This window comes from Egibacteraceae bacterium (genome assembly GCA_035540635.1).
GTDB lineage: Bacteria > Actinomycetota > Nitriliruptoria > Euzebyales > Egibacteraceae > DATLGH01.
On the sequence record DATLGH010000108.1, the window covers coordinates 1 to 21,440 of the forward strand.

General features: G+C 73.7%; 21 protein-coding genes. 17 read left to right on the forward strand and 4 right to left on the reverse strand.

Annotated features, from left to right (window positions below):
• Positions 1-144 precede the first annotated feature (144 nt).
• The 8 genes from VM324_16260 (at position 145) to VM324_16295 (ending at position 9,079) form a co-directional block, all read left to right on the forward strand.
• Positions 145-2,064, forward strand: coding sequence for a DNA topoisomerase subunit B (locus VM324_16260; GenBank protein ID HVM00844.1), 1,920 nt, complete (start codon positions 145-147; stop codon positions 2,062-2,064).
• 225 nt (positions 2,065-2,289) lie between these two features.
• Positions 2,290-4,242, forward strand: coding sequence for a M48 family metallopeptidase (locus VM324_16265; GenBank protein ID HVM00845.1), 1,953 nt, complete (start codon positions 2,290-2,292; stop codon positions 4,240-4,242).
• Between the two features lie 74 nt (positions 4,243-4,316).
• A complete protein-coding gene (locus tag VM324_16270; protein ID HVM00846.1) occupies positions 4,317-4,748 on the forward strand; it encodes an OsmC family peroxiredoxin in 432 nt (143 codons plus the stop codon).
• A gap of 63 nt (positions 4,749-4,811) precedes the next feature.
• The gene (locus VM324_16275) at positions 4,812-7,202 is read left to right on the forward strand and encodes a DNA topoisomerase (ATP-hydrolyzing) (GenBank protein ID HVM00847.1); all 2,391 of its coding nucleotides are present in this window, start codon (positions 4,812-4,814) and stop codon (positions 7,200-7,202) included.
• Between the two features lie 59 nt (positions 7,203-7,261).
• Complete coding sequence (locus VM324_16280) at positions 7,262-7,576, forward strand: hypothetical protein (protein HVM00848.1); 315 nt, start codon at positions 7,262-7,264, stop codon at positions 7,574-7,576.
• A 129-nt stretch (positions 7,577-7,705) separates the two neighbouring features.
• A complete protein-coding gene (locus VM324_16285; GenBank protein HVM00849.1) occupies positions 7,706-7,810 on the forward strand; it encodes a MetS family NSS transporter small subunit in 105 nt (34 codons plus the stop codon).
• A 2-nt stretch (positions 7,811-7,812) separates the two neighbouring features.
• Entirely contained in the window at positions 7,813-8,439 is a 627-nt protein-coding gene (locus tag VM324_16290) for a nitroreductase family protein (GenBank protein HVM00850.1), read from the forward strand.
• Between the two features lie 37 nt (positions 8,440-8,476).
• Positions 8,477-9,079 carry an isochorismatase family protein gene (locus VM324_16295; GenBank protein HVM00851.1) on the forward strand — a complete coding sequence of 201 codons (603 nt, stop codon included), beginning with the start codon at positions 8,477-8,479 and terminating at the stop codon, positions 9,077-9,079.
• Between the two features lie 43 nt (positions 9,080-9,122).
• Here VM324_16295 and tal read toward each other — a convergent pair whose 3' ends face one another.
• The 3 genes from tal to VM324_16310 all read right to left on the reverse strand — a co-directional run bounded on the left by tal (position 9,123) and on the right by VM324_16310 (position 12,653).
• Positions 9,123-10,196: a transaldolase gene (tal, locus tag VM324_16300; GenBank protein HVM00852.1), complete on the reverse strand. Its 1,074-nt coding sequence runs from the start codon at positions 10,194-10,196 to the stop codon at positions 9,123-9,125.
• A gap of 5 nt (positions 10,197-10,201) precedes the next feature.
• On the reverse strand, positions 10,202-12,199 hold the full coding sequence (gene tkt, locus VM324_16305; protein HVM00853.1) for a transketolase: 1,998 nt from the start codon (positions 12,197-12,199) through the stop codon (positions 10,202-10,204).
• 76 nt (positions 12,200-12,275) lie between these two features.
• Complete coding sequence (locus VM324_16310; protein HVM00854.1) at positions 12,276-12,653, reverse strand: DUF2203 domain-containing protein; 378 nt, start codon at positions 12,651-12,653, stop codon at positions 12,276-12,278.
• A gap of 176 nt (positions 12,654-12,829) precedes the next feature.
• On the opposite strand from VM324_16310, the gene VM324_16315 reads away from it, so the two are divergent.
• The 9 genes from VM324_16315 (at position 12,830) to serC (ending at position 20,590) form a co-directional block, all read left to right on the forward strand.
• Positions 12,830-13,807, forward strand: a complete 978-nt coding sequence (locus tag VM324_16315; GenBank protein ID HVM00855.1) for a COX15/CtaA family protein — start codon at positions 12,830-12,832, stop codon at positions 13,805-13,807.
• The gene (locus tag VM324_16320) at positions 13,804-14,703 is read left to right on the forward strand and encodes a heme o synthase (protein HVM00856.1); all 900 of its coding nucleotides are present in this window, start codon (positions 13,804-13,806) and stop codon (positions 14,701-14,703) included. Before VM324_16315 ends, VM324_16320 begins: the two co-directional genes overlap by 4 nt.
• Before the next feature lie 14 nt (positions 14,704-14,717).
• Positions 14,718-15,995 carry a beta-ketoacyl-ACP synthase II gene (fabF, locus tag VM324_16325; GenBank protein ID HVM00857.1) on the forward strand — a complete coding sequence of 426 codons (1,278 nt, stop codon included), beginning with the start codon at positions 14,718-14,720 and terminating at the stop codon, positions 15,993-15,995.
• A 16-nt stretch (positions 15,996-16,011) separates the two neighbouring features.
• Positions 16,012-16,302 carry an acyl carrier protein gene (locus VM324_16330; GenBank protein ID HVM00858.1) on the forward strand — a complete coding sequence of 97 codons (291 nt, stop codon included), beginning with the start codon at positions 16,012-16,014 and terminating at the stop codon, positions 16,300-16,302.
• Positions 16,299-17,210, forward strand: coding sequence for an ACP S-malonyltransferase (locus VM324_16335; protein HVM00859.1), 912 nt, complete (start codon positions 16,299-16,301; stop codon positions 17,208-17,210). The genes VM324_16330 and VM324_16335 overlap by 4 nt, the downstream gene beginning before the upstream one ends.
• Positions 17,207-17,941, forward strand: a complete 735-nt coding sequence (fabG, locus tag VM324_16340; protein HVM00860.1) for a 3-oxoacyl-ACP reductase FabG — start codon at positions 17,207-17,209, stop codon at positions 17,939-17,941. Before VM324_16335 ends, fabG begins: the two co-directional genes overlap by 4 nt.
• A gap of 78 nt (positions 17,942-18,019) precedes the next feature.
• A complete protein-coding gene (locus VM324_16345; protein HVM00861.1) occupies positions 18,020-18,241 on the forward strand; it encodes a hypothetical protein in 222 nt (73 codons plus the stop codon).
• Between the two features lie 3 nt (positions 18,242-18,244).
• A complete protein-coding gene (locus VM324_16350; GenBank protein ID HVM00862.1) occupies positions 18,245-19,378 on the forward strand; it encodes a PQQ-dependent sugar dehydrogenase in 1,134 nt (377 codons plus the stop codon).
• Between the two features lie 96 nt (positions 19,379-19,474).
• Positions 19,475-20,590: a phosphoserine transaminase gene (gene serC / locus VM324_16355; GenBank protein HVM00863.1), complete on the forward strand. Its 1,116-nt coding sequence runs from the start codon at positions 19,475-19,477 to the stop codon at positions 20,588-20,590.
• Positions 20,591-20,594: 4 nt separating this feature from the next.
• Here serC and VM324_16360 read toward each other — a convergent pair whose 3' ends face one another.
• On the reverse strand, positions 20,595-21,374 hold the full coding sequence (locus VM324_16360; GenBank protein HVM00864.1) for a hypothetical protein: 780 nt from the start codon (positions 21,372-21,374) through the stop codon (positions 20,595-20,597).
• Positions 21,375-21,440: the final 66 nt, after the last annotated feature.

Here is a 21,440-nt window from a genome sequence, read left to right on the forward strand (position 1 = left end):
TCCCCGCGTCAAGCGTCCACCCGGCCGCCCCCCCCGGCGGTTCCCCGGCGTCCACGAGGTCGCCTGCGTGGCTTGCGCGGGAAGTCGCGGCGGGCCGGGCAGAATGGGCCTGGGAACCCCCCGACAGGAGCGTGACCGACCGCCGTGACCTACACCGCCAAGTCCATCAGCGTGCTCGAGGGCCTGGAGGCCGTCCGCAAACGCCCCGGCATGTACATCGGCTCGACCGACGTCGGCGGCCTGCACCACCTCGTGTGGGAGGTCGTCGACAACGCCGTCGACGAGCACCTCGCGGGCTATGCCCGCACGGTGACCGTCACGGTGCGGGCCGACGGCGGCGTCGAGGTGACCGACGACGGGCGCGGCATCCCGGTGGAGCGTCACCCGAAGGAGCGCAAGCCCGCGGTCGAGGTCGTCCTGACGAAGCTCCACGCCGGTGGCAAGTTCGACCAGCAGGCCTATGCCGTGTCGGGCGGACTGCACGGCGTCGGCGTGTCGGTCGTGAACGCGCTGTCGGCCCGCACCGAGGTGGAGGTCGCACGGGACGGGGTGCGCTCCGCGATCGCCTTCGCGCGCGGCAAGCGGACGAAGGCACTGCACGCGATCGGCAAGACGCGGCGCACCGGCACGCTCGTGCGCTTCTGGCCGGACACCGAGATCTTCGACACGGTCGTCTTCGACGTCGAGCGGATCGCCACCCGCCTGCGCGAGACCGCCCTGCTGAACCCGGGCCTGCGCATCGAGCTCTCCGACGAGCGCGACGGCCGCAAGGAGACCTTCCACTTCAGGCGAGGCCTTCCCGACTTCGTCGCGGAGCTGCTCGGGGACGCCGAGCCGCTGCTGTCCAAGGCCGTGAGCATCACGCGGGAGGAGACACTCGACGGCAAGGCGCTGGCCTGCGACATCGCGGTGAACTGGACCGCGGGCGGCTACGACACGCGGGTGCGCAGCTACGTCAACGTGATCCGCACCGCCGAGGGGGGCGCGCACGAGGAGGGTTTTCGCAAGGCGATCACCGGCACCCTGAACCGGTGGGGGCAGGTCAACGGCGCCTTCAAGAAGAACGACCCGACGCTGACCGGCGACGACCTGCGCGAGGGCATGGTCGCCGTGGTCAGCGTCAAGATGCCCGACCCCCAGTTCGAGGGCCAGACGAAGGGCAAGCTCGGCAGCGCGATCATGCGGCGCTTCGTCGAACGGGCGGTCAACGACGCGCTGGGGGAGTGGCTCGACGCCAACCCCACGCTCGGTCGAAAGATCGTGCGCAAGGGCCAGGTCGCCGCGAAGGCGCGGGAGGCCGCCCGTCACGCCCGCGACCTCACCCGTCGCAAGGGCATCCTCGACGCGACGTCGGCCGGGCTGCCGGGCAAGCTCGCCGACTGCTCGTCGCGCAACCCCGAGGAGTGCGAGCTCTACCTCGTCGAGGGCGACTCCGCGGGCGGGTCGTCGAAGATGGCGCGCGACCGTCACACCCAGGCGATCCTGCCGCTGCGGGGCAAGGTGCTGAACGTCGAACGTGCGCAGCTGCGCCGGGTCCTCGCGAACAACGAGATCGGCAACCTCATCAAGGCGATCGGCACGGGTATCGGCGACGACTTCGACTACTCGCGCCTGCGCTACCACAAGGTCTGTCTGCTCGCGGACGCCGACGTCGACGGCGGCCACATCACCACGCTGCTGCTCACCTTCTTCTACCGGCTCATGCCGAAGCTCGTCGACGGCGGTCACCTCTACCTCGCGCAGCCACCGCTCTACCACCTGCGTGCCGGTAAGAAGAGCGCCTACGCGATGAGCGACCGTGAGCGCGACCGGCTGCTGCGCACCGAGTTCAAGGGCAGCGCGGGCAAGGTCGACATCGGCCGCTTCAAGGGGCTCGGCGAGATGGACCCAGAGCAGCTGTGGGCCACGACCATGGACCCGGCGCGGCGCACTCTGCTCCGGGTGAACATCGAGGCCGCCGAGCGAGCCGAGGAGGTCTTCTCGCTGCTCATGGGCGAGTCCGCCGCCGACCGGCGGGAGTGGATCGAGGCGAACGCCCGCTACGCCGACAACGTCGACGTGTGACCTCCAGTTTGGTTCCGGGCACGATCCGATGGGTTGATCGCCGCGCCGGCCGGGTGAGAACTCCCGCGCATCCGCAGGATCTCGAGGCGGTGGCTCCGCCGGGATTTCCAGACCGGCAACAGAAACCGTCAAAATTGAGGATGTTAGCGCTCTCCGGCAACCCCACAGTTGTGTGGAACGCGGCACCTCTGGGCCGGTGCCGCCGCAGGATGGAGGCGGGTTGTGGTGGGGTCGAGGTCGGTCACGGGGCGGGCGGTGCTCTCACTTATTCTGCTCATGGGGTTCTACGTCCTGGCGGCAGGCGTGCTCACGGGGCTCTACGCGCTGAACGCGCTCGTGCTGACCGCAACTGGACGGCTGTACTTCGCGCTCGTCGCCTTCTCCATCCTCACCGCCCTCGCGGTCCTGCGGGGAGTGACCTCGGTTCTCCGCCGTGTGCCGGACGCGGAGGAGGGCGTCGCGGTCACCCGGCCGCAGCAGCCGGGCCTGTGGGCCCTCGTCGAGCAGGTCTCCGGGGAGATGGGCACCCGCGCGCCCGACGAGCTGCGGGTGACGAGCGACGTGAACGCCTACGTGTCGGAGGCGGGAGGTCTGCTCGGCCTGCGGCGCGGACGCCGGCGCATGGTCATCGGACTCGGCCTCCTCGACGTCCTGACCGTCGACGGCCTGCGATCGGTCGTCGCCCACGAGTTCGGCCACTACGCGGGAGGGGACACCCGGTTGGGCCCGCTCAACTACCGGGCCGGCGCGTCGATGGGCCGCACCATCGCCCACCTCGGCAGCGACACCCTGCTCGGGAGGGTGTTCGCCGCCTACGCGGACCTGTACCTGCGGGTCAGCCTCGCCGTGCGACGCCGGCAGGAGCTCGGCGCGGACGCCGCGGCGGTGCGGGTGGGCGGCCGGTCCGCGCACATGCGCGCGCTCACCGACACGACCGCCGGTGGGGTCGCCTACGCCTACTTCGTCGACCGTTACCTCCGGCCGATTTGGGAGGCCGGGCGAGCTCCCCGTAACGTCCACGACGGCTTCCGACGGCTGTGGGCCGCCGTGAACGACCATCCTGAGCTGCTCGGCGCGATCGACGACGCCCTCGGGCGGGAGCCGCATCCCCTCGACTCGCATCCGCCGCTCTGCCACCGGCTGGCCGGTGCCCGGTCGCTGCCCGACCGGCTGCGAGCACCCGAGGATGCCCCCGCACGCGCGGTGCTCGAAGGGGCGGAGCAGCTCGAGGAGGAGGTCTCCCGTGAGCTCTGCGCTCGTGCGGCAGGCGTGACCGCCGACCGTTGCCTCGAGTGGGACGAGGTCGCCGCCGTCGTCTACGGCCCCATGCTCGCCGGCCGTGCGCGCCACCTGCTCGACGCGGTCGCGCGGGTCGACGGCGGACCCGCGCCCGCGGACCTCGCCCGGCTCCTCGCCGTGCTCGAGAGCGACGCGGTCCTGCCGCTTGCGGTCGGCCTCGCCGGTGACCTCGACGGCGTGCCGGCCTGTGACCGGGGCGAGGTCCAGGCGGCGGTCCTCGCCGCCGGCGTTTATGCGGCGTTCGGGTCGGCACTCGTCGACGCGGGGGCCCGCTGGCACCTGTCCTGGTCGGGTCCCCTCACGGTGCAGGCCACCGACGCCCGCCCCCTCGACGTCGACGGCGTGGTGCGCACCGCCCTCGACGAGCCCGAGCGGATGGCTGAGGTCCGCGCCACGCTCGCCGCTGAGGGCGTCGGGCTGTGGTGGGCGCCGCGCCACCTCCCGCCGCAGCAGCCTCCCGCCGCGCCCGAGCTCGTCGGCGTCATCACCGACGTCGGCCACGACCGCAAGCGCGCGGACGCGCTGCTGCTCGACGACGAGCTCGTCGTCGTGCGCGCCCGCTCGAGCGCCTGGGAGCGAATGTCGTCGGCCCTCGCGGCCAGCGCCGGGATGCGCCGCGGGGCCGCCACCGACGACCGTCTCGCGCGGCTGTTCGCGCGCCCGCTCGACGAGGCGGTCGCGGAGGACCCGCACAACCGGCGGCTGCGGTGGGACGACGTGGTCGCCGCCCGCGTGCGCCGGCGCCTGGGCGGGTGGCGCCTCGAGCTCGCGCTCGTGGACGGGCAGGGACTGCGACTCGACGCGACCTCCCTGTCGCCGCCGCGCCGGGCCGTCGCGGCGGCGCTCGGCGACCTGCTCGGCGACCGCTTCGTGCGCTGAAGGACCGCGCGGGGAGTGCCGTCCCGCCAGGCGCGGTAGGTTCCCGGGAGCCCCGACACCGAAAGGACCCTCCCATGCCGACCGACCGCCAGGCCACGACGATCTGGCAAGGCGACCTCGCCTCCGGGACCGGCCAGACGACGCTCGACACGACGAACGTGGCCGGGCCCTTCGAGGTGTCGTGGCCCTCGCGCGCCGAGGAGCCGAAGGGCCGCACGAGCCCCGAGGAGCTGCTGGCCGCCGCGCACTCCGCCTGCTTCTCCATGGCCCTGTCCAAGGAGCTCGCCGACATGGGCAACCCGCCGGAGCGCCTGGAGACCTCGGCGGTCGTGACGTTTGTTCCCGGCACCGGGGTGACGGCGAGCAGGATCACCGTCAGGGGCACCGTGCCGGGTCTCGACACGGACGGGTTCACCCGCGCGGCGGAGGCCGCGAAGACCGGCTGCCCCATCTCGGGGGCGTTGGCCGGCAACGTCGACATCACCCTCGACGCGCAGCTCGCCTGATCCCGCCGTCGGCCGTGGGGTGACATCCGTGGAAGGCCTCCCTCGGCGATGCAGAATGCGCCCATGAGCAACCAGCCGAGCCTTCTGGAGTCGGGCGGCACGGTCGTTGACGTCGACATCGCCGACCGCATGGAGGCGTCGTTCCTCGACTACTCCATGTCGGTCATCGTCGGTCGTGCCCTGCCCGACGTGCGTGACGGACTGAAGCCGGTGCAGCGCCGCATCCTGTTCGCCATGTGGGAGGCGGGGCTGCGCCCGGAGCGGCCCTACCGCAAGTGCGCGTCCGCCGTCGGCGACGTCATGAAGAAGTACCACCCCCACGGCGACGCGTCGATCTACGAGGCGCTCGTGCGGATGGCCCAGGACTTCTCGTTCCGGGAGCCGCTCGTGGACGGGCACGGCAACTTCGGCTCCATCGACGGCGACGGTGCAGCGGCGATGCGCTACACCGAGGCGCGTCTGTCCCCGATCGCGATGGAGCTCCTCGCCGGCATCGACGAGGACACGGTCGACTTCGTACCCAACTACGACGGCTACGAGCAGGAGCCGGTCGTCCTGCCCGCCCGCTTCCCGAACCTTCTCGTCAACGGGGCGAGTGGCATCGCCGTCGGGATGGCCACCTCCATACCGCCGCACCACCTCGGCGAGACGATCAACGCGTGCCTGCATCTGGTCAGGCGGCCTGACGCCACCGTCGACGAGCTCATGGAGATCGTGCCCGCGCCGGACTTCCCCACCGGCGCCCGCATCCTCGACACCCCCGGCATCCGCGACGCCTATCTCACCGGCCGCGGTGCCATCACGATGGAGGCCGTCGCCACGACGGAGACGCGCTCGGGCGGGCTGCCCCGCATCGTCGTCACCGAGATCCCCTACCAGGTGAACAAGGCGGCGTTGCTCGAGCGCGTCGCCGACCTCGTCAAGGACAAGAAGCTCGAGGCCATCCGGGACCTGCGCGACGAGTCGAGCCGCGACGGCATGCGGGTCGTCATCGAGCTGAAGCGCGGCGAGCAGCCGGCCCACGTCCTCGACCGGCTCTACAAGCTCACCGACCTGCGGACGAACTTCAACGTGAACCTCGTCGCCCTCGTCGACGGCCAGCCCCGCACCATCGGGCTGCGCGAGTGCCTGGTCGCCTACCTCGTTCACCAGCGGCAGGTGCTCACCCGCCGCACGACGCACCGCCGCGACAAGGCGGCCGCCCGCGCCCACGTGCTCGAGGGTCTGCTCGCCGCCCTCGACCACCTCGACGAGGTCATAGCCCTGATCCGCGCGGCCGACACCGTCGAGGACGCCCGCGCCCAGCTCGTCGAGCGCTACGCGCTGACCGAGACGCAGGCCAACGCGATCCTCGACATGCAGCTGCGGCGCCTGGCGGCGCTGGAACGCCGCAAGATCGCCGACGAGCACCGTGAACTCGTCGCGCTCGTCGCCGAGCTCGACGCCATCCTCGCCGACCCCGCGAAGCTCGACGGCCTGCTGACCGGCGAGCTGCGGGCTCTCCGAGACCGGCACGTCAACCCGCGGCGCAGCCGGCTCGTTGCGCCCGGCACCGCCGAGGACGACGCGCTCGCCGACGCCGCCCTGCCCGAGCTCGCCGCGCAGGAGGTGACCGTCTACGTCACGGCCGGCGGCTACCTCAAGTCGGTCGGCCGCCGCCGCACGACCAAGCCCCACACCCACCCGAGGGACCCGCTCGCCGCGGTCGTGCGCGCGACCACCGACGACACGCTGCTGCTCGTGGACGCCGACGGCAACGGCTACCGCGTCTCGGTCGGCGACGTGCCCGTCACCACCATGCGTCAGCGGGGCGCGACCGTGGCGCAGCTGCTTGGGGACGGCGCCGCCGCGCCCCTCGTCGGGGCGATCCGCCTCGACGACGCGGACACGGTCGTGACCGTGTCCGCCGGTGGGCTCGTCAAGCGCAGCGCGGCCGGCGAGTACGAGGGACGGACCCGGTCGATGGTCGCTGCTGGTGTCCGCGACGACGACGCGCTCGTGTGGCTCGGAGCCTGCCGGGACGACGACCACCTGCTGCTCGCCCACGACGGGGGGCAGGTGATCCGCTTCCCCGCCGCGGACGTCCGCACGACCGGGCGGGCCGCGCAGGGCGTCGCGGGCATCGCCGTGCCCGAGGACGCCCGGGTCGTGGCCGCCTCGGTCGCGCCCGACGGTGACGACGGTGACCGCGAGGTGGTGACCGTGGCAGCCGACGGCAGCGCGAAGCGAGCGCCCCTCGCCGAGTACCCCCTGCAGGGCCGGGGCGGGAAGGGGGTGCAGACGGGGGTCGTGCCGCTCGCGTGGTGCGGGGCGGCCGCCGACCTGCACGTGCTCACCGCGGCGGAGCCGGCCGTGCTGCGGCCGGCCGACGTCCAACCCGGCCGGCGCGCGGGACCGGGGTTCCCGGCGACCGGTCCCGTCACCGGTCAGGTCGTGGCCGAGCGGACCGAGTGATTGCGCTCGTCGCGAAGGGGTATCCGGACCACAGGAAACCGACGACTCAGGAGGTTTGCGTGTCAGAGCACGAGTTCCAACCGCACGAGCACGACGCTGTCGTGCACAGCCACCCCCATTACCACGTCACCCACAACTGGAGCGATCAGGCGCAGACGTTCATGCACCTGAGCTCCCAGCACGAGCACGAGCACGACCACGCCGCCATCGATCACGCGCACTTCCCGCACCAGGACTTCGACAAGGAGCACCCGCAGGAAGCGCACGACCACGACCACGACGAGCCGGTGAAGGAGCGAGCCCCCGCGAAGGCGGCCGCCAAGAAGGCAACCGCGAAGAAGACCGCGAAGAAGGCCGCCGCGAAGAAGGTCTGAACCGGCACGGGCGCGGGTCGCGATGGAAGGTGAGGAGTGGGGGACCCGCGCCGGGTTCCTGCCCGCCGCGGGCATCGCCCTGTCGTTCTCGCGCTGGCCGTCCACGTTCGCCGACGCGGAGCCCCGGTCGTGAGCCCGGCGGCCATCGTCGTCATGCTCGTCGCCATGGTGGCGATCTGGGGCGCGCTGGCGGCCAGCGTCGCTTGGGCCGTCCGCGGGGAGCGCCGCCGGTAGCCGTGGACCTCGCCGAGGTCGTCCGCCGCCGCCGGATGGTGCGCCGCTACCGCCCCGACCCGGTCGAACCGGCCGCCCTGACAAGGATCCTCGACACCGCCCGCCGGGCGCCGAGCGCCGGCTTCTCCCAGGGCCAGCACTTCGTCGTGGTCACCGACCCCGGTGACCGCGCGCGGCTTGCGGCGGTGTGCGGCGAGCCGGCCTACGCCGCCGCGGGCTTCGAGCCGTGGTTGTCGAGCGCGCCGGTGCACGTCGTCCCGTGCGTTCGTCGGGCCGAGTACCTCGCGCGCTACCGGGCACCGGACAAGGCCTCCTCGACGCCTCCGGACGAGTGGCGGGTGCCGTTCTGGTGGGTCGACGCCGGCGCGGCGCTCATGCTCCTGCTCCTGGCTGCGGTGGACGAGGGGCTCGGCGCGGGGCTGCTCGCCGTCGACGACGTCGCGGGCGTTCGCGCCCTGCTCGCGCTCCCGGCCGACGTCGAACCCCTCGGCGTGGTCACAATCGGCCATCCCGCACCCGACCGGCGCTCCCGCTCGCTCGACCGCGGCCGCCGGCCCCTCGACGAGGTGGTGCACGACGGTCGCTGGCGCTCCGGGCGCGACGAAGACGCCGGCGGCCGAGGGTGCTAGACAGGAAGGAGGACCCCCCGCGAGCCAGAGGAGCGCCATGACGTCCGACCCGCAGGGCGTCGACTACGACGAGCGCACCGCCCTCGTCGTCGTCGACGTGCAGAACGACTTCGCCGATGCGAACGGCAGCCTCTACGTGCAGGGCGGGGAGGAGGTCGTGGCCGCGGCCAACCGCGAGATCGCACGCGCCCGGAGCGCGGGAGCGCTCGTCGTCTACACGCAGGACTGGCACCCGGAGACGACCCCGCACTTCGCGAAGGACGGTGGGGTGTGGCCCACCCACTGCGTCCAGGACACGTGGGGGGCGGCGTTGCACCCCGGCCTCCGCGTCGAGGGCCCGGTCATCCTGAAGGGCGTCGACGGTCAGGACGGCTACTCCGGCTTCTCCGTCCGCGACCCGCAAAGCGGCGAGCAGCAGCCGACCGCGCTCGAGCAGATCCTGCGCGACCACGGGATCGAACGCGTCGTCGTCGTGGGGCTCGCGCAGGACGTCTGCGTCAAGGAGACCGCGCTGGACGCCCGCAGGCTCGGGTTCGACACCGTCGTGGTGCGCGACGCCACCGCGGCGGTCAACCTCCAGCCGGACGACGAGCAGCGCGCCTACGAGGCGATGAAGGACGCGGGCGCCGCCATCCGCTGAAGGCCGCCACGCCGCCCTGGGACCCCGGTCCGCGTCCCCGACCTCAGGCGACGTGGCGGGCGACGGTGGCGACGGCCGACTCGAACGAGGCGACGAACTTCTCGACGCCCTCGGCCTCGAGCTCCTTCGTGATCTGCTCGAGGTCGACGCCCTGATCGGCGAGGCGATGCAGCTGGTGGCGGGCTTCCCCGCCCGCGCCGGACAGCCGGTCCTCCACGGTGCCGTGGTCGCGGAACGCGTCGAGCGTCGACTCCGGCATGGTGTTCACCGTGTCGGGTCCGGCGAGCTCGTCGACGTAGAGGGTGTCGGGCAGGTCGGGGTTCTTCGTCGACGTCGACGCCCAGAGCGGTCGCTGCACCCGGGCCCCCGCTTCGGCGAGGTCGGCGAAGTCCGCGCCGCCGAAGATGCGCTGGAACGACTCGTAGGCGACCCGGGCGTTGGCGATGCCCGCGGTGGCGAGCACGGCGTGCGTGCCCCCGAGGCGCTCGTCGACCTTCGTGTCGACGCGGCTGACGAAGAAGGACGCGACGCTCGCGACGTCGGGCGGCGCGCCGGCCTCGGCCCGGGCCCGCAGGCCGGCGAGGTAGGCCTCCGCGACGGCTTCGTAGCGGGTCACGTCGAAGAGCAGGGTGACGTTGACGTTCACCCCCTCGGCGATGAGGCGGGTGATGGCGGGCAGGGCCGGCTCGGTGCCGGGAACCTTCACCATGAGGTTGGGGCGGTCGAGCTCCCGGAAGAGCACAAGGGCCTCGCTGACGGTCTCCTCGGTGTCGAACGCCTTCGAGGGGTCGACCTCGATGGAGACGAAGCCGTGCCCGCCGTCCGACTCCCGGTAGCGCGGCAGGAACAGGTCGCAGGCCGCGACCACGTCGGCCTTGATGAGCGCCCACAGCGCCTCATGCGGGTCGCTGCCCGAAAGCTCGCGCAGCTGCGCGGCATAGGCGTCGTCGGAGGCGATCGCCTGCTCGAAGATCGTCGGGTTGCTCGTGAGGCCGTCGATGTCACCCGCCGCCACGAGCCGGCTGATGGAGCCCTGCGGACCGAGCGCCGAGCGCCGGATGGAGTCCAGCCAGACCGACTGGCCGAGCGCGCGCAGGCGGCGGAGGGTGTCGGACACCGCGATCAGTTCCCGATGTCCTCGCCGGTGACGAGGTCCTCGGCCGCGTCGGCGACCCGCTCGGGGGTGAAGCCGAAGTAGCGGTAGAGGTCCTCGGCGGGGGCGGAGGCGCCGAAGCGGTCGAGCGCGACGTGGTCGTCGGCCCAGCGCGACCAGCCGAAGCTGCCTGCGGCCTCCACCGACAGCACGGGAAGGAAGGAGGGCAGCACGGACTCGCGGTAGTCGAGATCCTGCGCCTCGAAGAGCTCCCAGCACGGCATCGACACGACGCGCGCACGCACGTGGCGGTCGCCGAGCTGCTCGGCGGCCTCGACGGCGAGGCTCACCTCGGTGCCCGTGGCCACGAGGACCACGTCGGCATCGCCGTCGCCGTCCTCGGGGAGCACGACGTACGCACCGCGGCTGACGTCCTCGATGCTCGTGTTGGCAAGGGGCGGGACGCCCTGGCGGCTCAGGGCGAGCAGCGTCGGGCCGTCCATGCGCGCCAGGGCGTGCCGCCACGCGCCGGCGACCTCCCGGCCGTCGGCGGGTCGCATGACGTGGAGGTGCGGTATGGCCCGCAGGCTCGCGAGGTGCTCGATCGGCTGGTGCGTCGGACCGTCCTCGCCGAGACCGATGGAGTCGTGCGTCATGACGTAGATCACCGGCAGGCCCATGAGGCACGCGAGGCGCAGCGACGGGCGGAGGTAGTCGGTGAAGATGAGGAAGGTGCCGCCGAAGGGGCGGAACCCCCCGTGCAGGGTCATCCCGTTCATCATGGCGCCCATGGCGTGCTCGCGGATGCCGTAGTTGATGTTGCGCCCGCTGTAGTCACCCTTCACGACGTCGCCGCTGTCCTTGATCGTCGTGAGGTTCGACCCGGCGAGGTCGGCGGAGCCGCCGATGAGCTCGGGCACCGCGCCCGCGAGCGCGTTGATGACCGTCCCGGAGCTCTTGCGGGTCGCCTCCTTCTCCGCGTCGGCGAAGTCGGGCAGCGCGTCCTCCCAGCCGTCGGGGAGTCGGCCGGCGAGCACGCGCTCGAACTCTGCGGCGAGCTCGGGGTGCGCCTCCCGGTAGGCCTCCAGCCGGTCGGTCCACTGGCGCTGGAGCTCGGCGCCCCGCTCGGTCTGGTCGGCGTGGTCGCGGACCTGGGGGGGGACGGTGAAGTCCTCGCTGTGGGGCCACTCGAGCTGCTTCTTCGCGCCGGCGATCTCCTCCGCGCCGAGCGGCGAGCCGTGGGCCTTGGCGGTGTTGGCCGCGTTCGGTGCGCCGTAGCCGATGATCGTGGGGACGCGCACGAACGTCGGACGGCCGTCTGCCGAGGCCGCCTCCTTGAGGATCCCGTCGAGCTCGGCGGCGTCGTTCACGTCGGTCACCTCGAGGACCCGCCAGCCGTAGGCGGCGTAGCGCGCGCAGGTGTCCTCGCCGGTGAACGACAGCTCGGTGCTCCCGTCTATCGTGATGCCGTTGTCGTCCCAGCACACGATGAGCTTGTCGAGCCCGAGGTGGCCGGCGAGGCTCGACGCCTCGCCCGACAGGCCCTCCATGAGGTCCCCGTCGCTCGCGATCACCCAGGTGCGGTGGTCGACGATGTCGAATCCCGGCCGGTTGAAGCGCTCGGCGAGCATGCGCTCGGCGAGCGCCATGCCGACCGCGTTGCCGACCCCCTGCCCGAGCGGACCCGTCGTCGTCTCGACGCCCGGCGTGATGAAGTTCTCCGGGTGCCCGGGCGTGCGCGCCTCCAGCTGGCGGAAGTTGCGGATGTCGTCGAGCGACAAATCGTAGCCGGTGAGGTGCAGCAGCGAGTAGAGCAGCATCGAGGCGTGCCCGGCCGAGAGCACGAAGCGGTCGCGGTCCGGCCACCGGGGGTCGCGCGGGTTGTGCGCGAGGTGGCGGGTGAACAGCGCGTAGCCGAGCGGCGCCAGTGCCATGGGCGATCCGGGGTGGCCGGAGTTGGCCTTCTGGACGGCGTCCATGGAGAGGGTCCGGATCGTGTTCACGGCAAGCTGGTCGAGGTCGGTCACTGCGCTGTCCTTGTCGTCGGGAACTGCGGTCAGACTAGACGGCCCCGGCGGAGTTCCGGTAACCGGAGGCGTGCCCCTACACCGCGGGAAGCCCCTCGATCCTGCGCCGGCCCATGAAACCCAGCTCGGCCGGGTGGTACCACGCGAGTTCGGCTTCGCCCTCCAGCCAGCACAGGAGGACCTGCCGGCCCTCGGCGAGGGCCGGGAAGTCGATGAGCAACGGCGCGACCCCCTTCACCTGGATGCCTTGCTCGCGGAACCATTCGATCTCCTCATGTACCCGCGCCTCGAGGCTCTTAGCCTCGGCGATCCCACCGACGGCGGCGGGGTTGCCCGCGCGCAGGGCCGCACCCGCCTCGGCGAAGTCCGCCCGGAGCACGATGTAGGCGGCCGCGCGCCGCTGGACCTCGGGCATGAGCGCGCGCGCCTCGGTGAGGGTGAACAGCCGTCCCATACCAGCAGTATCGGCGTCGACGCCCGGCGCCACCACCGGCTTCGTCCCCCGCCGGCCGCCCGTTACACTGGCGCCCGACCGCACCGCGTCGCCCGCACCACCTCCGGGTCCGCCATGACGGGCGACCCGGGTCTTCCGGTGGCGCGGCGGCCGCCCCGCACGTGCCGAGGAGCTCAGTGACCGACCAGCGCTCGACGGGCTTCGGCCGCCTCGCGGTGGTCACGACCGGCCTTACCCTCGCGCTCGTCGCGCTCGGCGGGGCGGTGCGTGCCACCAACTCCGGTCTCGCATGCCCGGACTGGCCGCGCTGCTTCGGGTCGTGGATCCCGCCGGCGGACCTCAACATGTGGCTCGAGCACAGCCACCGTCTGCTCGCCGGCGTCGTCGGCATCGGCGTGCTCACCCTCACGGTGTGGGCGGTGGCGCGCTTCCGGGGACGCCCGGCAGTGCTCTGGACGTCGGTTGCCGCCCTCGTCCTCGTGGTCGCCCAGGCGGGCCTCGGCGCCCTCGTCGTCTGGCGCCTGCTGCGCGCCGAGCTCGTGACCGCCCACCTCGGCATGGCGATGGTCGTCCTCGCCTGCCTCATCGCCCTCGCCGTCGCCACCACCCATCCGGTTCCAGCCGCCGCGACCCGCGACCGGCGCCTGGCGTGGGCGAGCACCGCCGTCGCGGGGCTGTGCTTCGCGCAGATCCTCGTCGGTGGGCACGTGACCGGCATAGGCGCGGGGCTCGTCTACACCGACTTCCCACTCATGGGTGGGGCCCTCGTCCCACCGATCGGCAGCGAGCGTGAAGCCTTCCACGTCGCGCACCGCCTCCTCGCCTACCTGCTCGCGGGGGGCATCGTCGCCCTCGCCGTCGCCGCCGCGCGCCACCGCCGCAGGCTCGTGGCCGCCGGCGCCTGGACGGCCGCGCACCGGTGGCTCGTCCGGCTGCCGACGGGGGCCGTGGTGCTCGTCGTCGTGCAGATCGGCCTCGGCGTGGCGAACCTCAACAACCGCACGTCGTTCGTCACCGTCATCCCCCACCTCGCTGTGGCGAGCTGGATCTGGTCGACGCTTGTGCTCCACGCCCTCCTCGCGCACCGGCTCCCCACCGTGGCGCCCCCACCACCAGCCGACCGGGCGGCGGTCGCTCAGGAGGCGCACGCGTGACGGTCACGGACGCCCCCCGCCGGGCCGGTGTCACCGACACGGTCAAGGCCTACGTCGGGCTCACGAAACCCCGGATCATCGAGCTCCTGCTCGTCACGACCGTCCCGACGATGGTCGTCGCGCAGCGCGGCTTCCCCGACCTGTGGCTCGTCGTCGCCACGCTGCTCGGCGGCTCGCTCGCGGCGGGCAGCGCGAACACCGTGAACAGCTATCTCGAGCGTGACATCGACGGGGTGATGGCGCGCACCTCCCGGCGACCGCTCGTGAACCACCGGGTCCCGCCCCGCAACGCCCTGCGCTTCGGGGTGGTCATCGGCGTCGCGTCGTTCGCCTGGCTCGTGACCACCGTCAACGTCCTCGCAGCCGTCCTCGCCGTCATGGCGATCCTCTTCTACGTCTTCGTCTACACGGTCGGCCTGAAGCGCCGCAGCACGCAGAACATCGTCATCGGCGGGGCGGCCGGCTGCATGCCCGTGCTCGTCGGCTGGGCCGCCGTCACCGGGGAGGTGGGACTGCCCGCACTCGTGCTGTTCGCGATCGTCTTCTACTGGACCCCGCCGCACTTCTGGGCACTCGCGCTGCGCTACCGCGAGGACTACGCGAAGGCGGGGGTGCCCATGCTGCCGGTGGTGGCCGGCGTGGCCGAGACCGCCCGCCAGATCTTGCTGTACGCGATCGTGCTCGTCACCGTCACCCTCATGTTCGGCCCGATCGGCGGCATGGGGACCATCTACTTCGTCGCGGCGACGGTGCTCGGCGCGGTGTTCGTCGGCTACGCCGTCCAGCTCGTGCGGGAACGCAGCGAGGAGGTCGCCATGCGCCTCTTCCGCTACTCGATCACCTACCTCGGGCTGCTCTTCACGGCCATGGCCGTCGACGCCCTCGTGCTGGGCTGACCCGCCGCGAGGTCGTGGACGCGCATCGCGCCGTCGTCGTCACCGGGGTCGGTGCGGTCACGCCGTACGGGGTCGGGGTGGCGCCCTTCTGGGCCGGACTGCTCGCGGGACGGCCCACGGCCGGGCCGATCACCCGCTTCGACGCGAGCGGCTTCGCTGTGCGCATCGCCTGCGAGGTCCCGGCGTTCGACCCCTTCACGCGCCTTCCCCCCAGGCTCGTCCGCCAGCTCGACCGCTTCGCCCAGTTCGCGCTGGTCGCCGGGGAGGAGGCCCTCGCCGGTGCGGGGCTGCTCGGCTCGCCTGCCGACGCCGGCCTGCACCTGCCCGTCGAGGGGGTCGACCCCGAGCGCGTGGGGGCGGTCGTCGCCTCGGGCAGCGGGGGCGTGGAGGAGATGAACGCGCAGGCCGACCGGTTGCGTGCGGGCGGTCCCGCACGGGTCCGGCCGTACCTGCCGATCGCCATGCCGGTGAACATGGCCGGCGCGCAGCTCGCCATCCGCCACGGCCTGCGTGGCCCGTCGTACGCGGTCGCGAGCGCCTGCGCCTCGGCGGGCGACGCGATCGGGGCGGGCCTCGACCTCATCCGCTGCGGGCGCGCCGACGTCGTCGTGGCCGGCGGCGCGGAGGCCGCGATCACGCCGCTGCTCGTCGCCGGCTTCGCGGCGGCGGGCACGCTGAGCCGGCGCAACGACGAACCGGAACGGGCGAGCCGCCCCTTCGACGCGGACCGCGACGGCTTCGTCGTCGGCGAGGGGGCCGGTCTGCTCGTCCTCGAACGCGCTGAGCACGCCGCCGCCCGCGGCGCCCGCGCGCTCGCGGTGCTCGCGGGCTACGGAACCTCGAGTGACGCCTTCCACCCCACGCAGCCCTCGCCGGGCGGGCGCGGGGCCGCCCGCGCGCTCGCCCTCGCGCTCGACGACGCGGGGTTGGCGCCCACCGACGTCCACCACGTCAACGCCCATGCCACCGCCACGCGCACGGGCGACCCTGCGGAGGCCGCGGCCGTCCGCGCGGTGTTCGCCGGCCACGCCGACGCGGTCGCGGTCACGAGCACGAAGTCGGCGGTCGGCCACCTCCTCGGCGCGGCCGGCGGCGTCGAAGCCGTCGCGACGGTCGAGACGCTGCGGCGCGGGGTCGTCCCCCCCAGCCAGAACCTCGACGCGCGCGACCCCGACTGTCCGCTCGACGTCGTGCACGGCGCGCCCCGGGCGCTGCGTATGCGCGCCGCCCTGTCGAGCTCGTTCGGCTTCGGCGGCCACAACGCCGTACTCGCCTTCGCGGCGAGCGGGTAGGCTCCCGGCCTACCCCATGGAAACCCGACCGACGACACACGCCGTCGAGCCACGTCTCGTGCAGGGGCTGCAGGAGCTGTTCGGGCTGCCGAGCGCCAGCGTCACCCCGCACGCCGAGCTGGAGGCCGACCTGCAGCTCGACTCCCTCGCGACCGCTGAGCTGGCCGTGTGGCTGGAGGACGCCCTCGCCGTCCGCCTCCCCGCCGACGCCGGCCAGCCGCGCACGCTCGGCGACCTCCAGGCGCTGCTCGACGCCGCGCGGGCCGAGCAGGACGTGTGCGCCGTGGACGACCCAGAGGCTCCGTGACGGGCGCAGGCGCGGTCGCGCTCGTCTTCCCCGGCCAGGGCAGCCAGCAGCCGGGCATGGCGCTGCCCTGGCGCGAGCACCCCGCGTTCTCCCGGTGGGCCGAGGCGGACTCGGTGCTCGACCGCGCCGTAACCCGGCTCGGCCTCGACGCCGACGCCGACGAGCTCCGCGAGCCCGCCACCTGCCAGGTGGCGCTGTTCGTCCACCACGCCGTCCTGCTGGCCGCGTGGCGGGCGGCGGGGGGCTCCGAGCCGGTCGCCGTCGCCGGGCACTCGCTCGGCGAGTACAACGCGCTGCTCGCGGCGGGCGTCCTCGGGTTCGCCGACGCCCTGCGCCTGGTGGACGCCCGCGCCCGTGCGACGCAGGAGGCCGCCGACGCCGCACCGGGCACCCTCGTGGCCTGCCTGGGGTTCCCCGTCGACGAGGTCACGGCCGCCTGCGCGCGCGCCGGTGCGCACGTCGCCAACGACAACGCGCCGGGCCAGGTCGTCGTCGCCGGCTCCGACGAGGCGCTCGGGCGCCTGCGCGAGGAGCTCGCCGGGTCCGACACGCGCGGCAAGGTCGTCGACCTCCCTGTCGGTGCGGCCTACCACAGCCCGCACATGGCCGCCGCGGTCGAGCCGCTCGGCGCCGCCCTCGACGCCGCGACCTTCGCCGACGCGGTCCTGCCCGTCGTGGCGAACGTCGACGCCGCCGCGCACACCGCCGCGGGGGAGTGGCCCGGCCTCCTGCGCGACCAGGTCGTCTCCCCGGTGCGCTGGCGCGAGTCCGTCGCCACGCTCGCCCGGCTCGGCGCCACCGCCGTCGTCGAGCTCGGGGCGTCCCCGGTGCTGACCGGGCTCGTCAAGCGGACCGACCGCGGCCTCGGCCGCCAGACCGTCACGACCCCGGAGGACCTCCCCTCATGACCGCTGCCCGTGCGACGTCGAACTGGGCCCTCGTGACCGGCGCGTCGAAGGGCATCGGTGCGGCCACGGCCCGGGCCCTCGCGGCCACCGGTCGCGACGTGCTCGTGCACTACGGGCGCGACGCCGACGGGGCGGAGAAGACCGCCGCCGCCTGCGCGGAGCACGGCGTGCAGGCCCGCACGGTCGCCGCGGACCTGGCCGCCGGCATCGACCCGCTGGCGGCCGCCATCGACGATGCCGGGGGGGTCGGCGTGCTCGTGAACAACGCCGGCGTGACCGCCGACGGGCTCGCGCTGTCGATGAGCGACGAGGCGTTCGCCGCTGTGCTGCAGGTCAACCTCGTCGCAGCCTTCTCGCTCTGCCGCGCGGCGCTGCGGGGCATGCTCCGCGCCCGCGGCGGAAGGGTGGTCAACGTCACGAGCGTCGTGGGCCTGCACGGCAACCCGGGCCAGGCGAACTACGCGGCGAGCAAGGCCGGCCTCGTCGGTCTCACGAAGACGCTCGCCCGCGAGGTCGGCAAGCGGGGCATCACCGTCAACGCCGTCGCCCCCGGGTTCATCGACACGGCCATGACCGCCGACCTCGAGGGCGAGGGGCTGCTCGCGCGGGTCCCCGCGGCCCGCCTCGGCACGCCCGAGGAGGTCGCGGCGGTCGTGGCCTTCCTCGCCTCCGACGCCGCCGCGTACGTCAACGGCGCCGTCGTGCAGGTCGACGGGGGGCTGTTCGCCTGAGCCTACGTTAGGCCGCACCCCCCGTACGGGAACACCGGCCAGTGATCCCCACCGCCTCCAGGGAAAGGCCAACTCGTCATGACCCGTCTTCTCCGCCTGTGCGCCGCCGCCGCGTTCGTCGCCGCCCTCGCCGGCTGCACCGGTGGGCAGGGGCCCACGCTCCCCGACATCGAACGGGAGCCGGGCGGCGGCGGGGCGGGCCTCGAGGAGCAGGACCCGGGCGGCGTCGCACCTGCGCCCTCGCCCGGTCAGAGCCCCATCGACGAGCCCGACGACTCCCAGCCGCGCACCGAAGGCTAGCGGGTGTCGGGGACACGCGCGGCCGTCGCCGCGTGCGCCGCCGGGCTGCTGCTCGCGGGTGCGTGCGACCGCGCACCCGAGACGCCCGACGAGCCCTCGGTCACGGCACCCGAGCAGCCCACGCCCGAGCCGCAACCCGGTCCCGAGCGTGGTGCCGAGGAGCCGGTCGAGGTCATAACCTCCGTCGTCGCCGCCGGTCTGGAGGTGCCGTGGGACGTCACGTTCACCGATGACGGCCGCACCTTCGTCACCGAGCGCGACAGCGGGGTGCTGAGCGAGCTCGTCGACGGGCAACGCCGCGAGGTCGCCACCCTGACGGTCGACCCCACGGGTGAGGGCGGGCTGCTCGGCGTCGCCGCCTCCCCGGCCTTCCCCTCGGACGAGACGCTGTTCGTCTACGCGACCACGTCGCGGGACAACCGCATCCTCCGGCTGCGGCTCGGCCAGGCACCGGAGCCGCTCCTGACCGGCATCCCGAGCGGGCGCGTCCACAACGGTGGCCGGCTCGCGTTCGGTCCGGACGGGATGCTCTACGCGACCACGGGGGACGCCGGCCAGCCGGCGCTCTCACCCGACCCCGGGTCGCTCGCAGGCAAGATCCTCCGCCTCACCGCGGACGGCGACGTCCCGGACGACAACCCGACCCCTGGCTCGCCGGTGTACGCGCGCGGCCTGCGCAACGCCCAGGGGCTCGCGTGGGACGCCGAGGGGACCCTCGTCGTCACCGAGCTCGGCCCCGACGTCGACGACGCGGTGCTGCGGGTGGCGCCCGGCAGCGATCAGGGCTGGAACGCCCGGTCCGCCGGTGCCGGCGCCGGCGGGCGCGACTTCCCCGAGCCCCTGACGGTCCAGCAGCCGCCGGAGGCCTCCTGGAGCGGTGCCGGGTTCCTCCGCGACGGCGCGATCCCGCAGTGGGAGGGCGACCTGTTCGTCGCCGCCCTGCGGGGCCAGCGGCTGTGGCGCTTCCCCCCCGACACCGCCGACGCCGAGCAGCTGCTCGTCGGGGAGCTCGGGCGTCTGCGGCACGTGACCAAGGCGCCCGACGGGTCGCTGTGGATCCTCACGTCCAACCGTGACGGGCGCGGGCGCCCGGCCGCTGACGACGACCGCATCATCCGCCTCGGCCCGCCCCCCTGAGGCGTCCGGCTCAGGGTTCGCCGCGCAGGTCGTCGACGCGCGCTGGCATCGGGCTCGCTTTGGCACGGGGCCCGCGGGTGGGGCAGAGTGTGGCCCATGCCCACCACGCTCTCGCTGCCCGCCGCGCTCCGACCCGCCGACGGGCGGTTCGGACCCGGACCTTCGAAGGTGCGCCAGGACGCGGTCGAGCGTCTCGCGGCCGCCGCGCCCCGACTCCTCGGCACGAGCCACCGCCAGCGCGGCGTGAAGGACCAGGTGCGCCGCGTGCGGGAAGGCCTCGCCACGCTGTTCGGGCTGCCCGACGGCTACGAGGTGGCGCTCGGCAACGGCGGCGCGACGCTGTTCTGGGACGCGGCGGTGTGCTGCCTCGTCCGCCGGCGCAGCGCGCACGCCGTCTTCGGGGAGTTCTCCGGCAAGTTCGCCGCGGCCGTGGCCGCCGCCCCCTTCCTCGACGACCCCGTGGTCGTGGAGTCCGAGCCGGGCACCCACCCGAGGCTCGAGGCACACCCCGAGGTCGACCTGTACGCGCTCACCCACTGCGAGACCTCGACCGGCGTGGCTATGCCGGTCCGCCGGCCGGCACCCGGTGGTCTCGTCGCGGTCGACGCGACGAGCGCCGCGGGGGGTCTCGCGTTCGACCCGGCCGAGGCCGACGCGTACTACTTCTCACCCCAGAAGTGCTTCGGCAGCGACGGGGGGCTCTGGGTGGCGCTGCTCTCCCCGGGCGCACTCGAGCGCATCCACGAGCTGGCCGGCACCCGCTACCAGCCGGCGATGCTCGACCTCGCACTCGCCGTCGAGAACTCCAGCAAAGACCAGACCTACAACACCCCGGCGATCGCCACGCTCTACCTCATGGGCGAGCAGATCGACTGGATGAACGCCAACGGGGGGCTCGCGTGGGCGGCGAAGGACTGCGCCGCGAAGGCCGCGGTCATCTACGACTGGGCGACGGCCTCCCCCTACGCGACGCCGTTCGTGTCCGACCCGGCGATGCGCAGCGACGTCGTGTGCACCATCGACTTCGCCGAGCCGGTGCCGGCCGGGGACGTCGCCGCGGCCCTGCGGGCGAACGGGATCGTGGACGTCGAGGCGTACCGCAAGCTCGGCCGCAACCAGCTGCGCGTCGCGGTGTTCCCGGCGATCGACCATGCCGACGTCGAGCGTCTCGTCGCGGCGGTCGACTACCTCGCGGAGCGCCTCGGGGCGTAGGGACTCACCGGCCCGCGACTCCCCGCGGTCCCGCGAGCCGCCCGAGGGCGAGGCCGAGCGCCAAGGCGCCGAGTCCGGCGAGGCCCGACGTCGACCCCGTCGCCGGCAGGGGCAGCCGTGCGGGCGCCACGCCCGGCGGCTCGGCGGTCCGCACGGTGGGGAAGGGCGCCCAGTCCGCATGGAAGGCGGCCCTCTGACCGTCGCACTCGCCGACGAAGTCGAGCGCGCCGGCGTACGCCGCCCCGTCAAGGGCGTCGGCGGGGACCTCCACACCGATGAGGAGCCGCACCGCGTCGCCCGGAGCCACCGGGCCCACGTCGTCCCACGTCACCGCGAGCTCGTCGACACGTTCCGCGGTCGGGCTCGTCGTGGTGATCCGCGACCCGGGCGGGCCGGTCATGGTGTCCCGCACGTCGGTGAGCGTGCAGCCCTCGACGCCGGCGATCACGATCGTGTAGGTGACGGTCTCACCGGGTGCCACCGGGTCGTTCGACGCCGACTTGGTGATCCGGGGGGACGCGCCGCCCTCCGCCGTCGTGTCGGTCTCGGTGCGGGCCGCGGCGGGGTCGAGGACCGCGTCGAGCACCTCGACGAGCACGTCGTTCGGGTCCCCGCCCCCGGCACCGTCACCGCCGAGCGGACCGGGAAGCGCCTCGTGGAGGCCGACGCCCGAGGCTCGTGCGGGCTCGCCGCCGTGCGTGTCGGCCGCCACCGGCGGCGCCCCGACGGCCAGCGCCCCCGCGCAGAGCAGGACAAGGGCTGCTGTCCCTGCCCCAGCCGGCATCTCGCACCTCCCGCCCCGGACCCAACCTCACCGTTGCTTGTACCTCGGTCCGGGTCGGCGCCGACA

What these genes read in the sequence shown, in the direction of transcription:
- serC (HVM00863.1), top strand. Translation starts at nt 19,475, where the DNA reads ATGCCCACCACGCTCTCGCTGCCCGCCGCGCTCCGACCCGCCGACGGG.
- VM324_16275 (HVM00847.1), top strand. Translation starts at nt 4,812, where the DNA reads ATGAGCAACCAGCCGAGCCTTCTGGAGTCGGGCGGCACGGTCGTTGAC.
- VM324_16330 (HVM00858.1), top strand. Translation starts at nt 16,012, where the DNA reads ATGGAAACCCGACCGACGACACACGCCGTCGAGCCACGTCTCGTGCAG.
- VM324_16295 (HVM00851.1), top strand. Translation starts at nt 8,477, where the DNA reads ATGACGTCCGACCCGCAGGGCGTCGACTACGACGAGCGCACCGCCCTC.
- VM324_16270 (HVM00846.1), top strand. Translation starts at nt 4,317, where the DNA reads ATGCCGACCGACCGCCAGGCCACGACGATCTGGCAAGGCGACCTCGCC.
- VM324_16310 (HVM00854.1), bottom strand. Translation starts at nt 12,653, where the DNA reads ATGGGACGGCTGTTCACCCTCACCGAGGCGCGCGCGCTCATGCCCGAG.
- fabG (HVM00860.1), top strand. Translation starts at nt 17,207, where the DNA reads ATGACCGCTGCCCGTGCGACGTCGAACTGGGCCCTCGTGACCGGCGCG.
- VM324_16345 (HVM00861.1), top strand. Translation starts at nt 18,020, where the DNA reads ATGACCCGTCTTCTCCGCCTGTGCGCCGCCGCCGCGTTCGTCGCCGCC.
- VM324_16360 (HVM00864.1), bottom strand. Translation starts at nt 21,374, where the DNA reads ATGCCGGCTGGGGCAGGGACAGCAGCCCTTGTCCTGCTCTGCGCGGGG.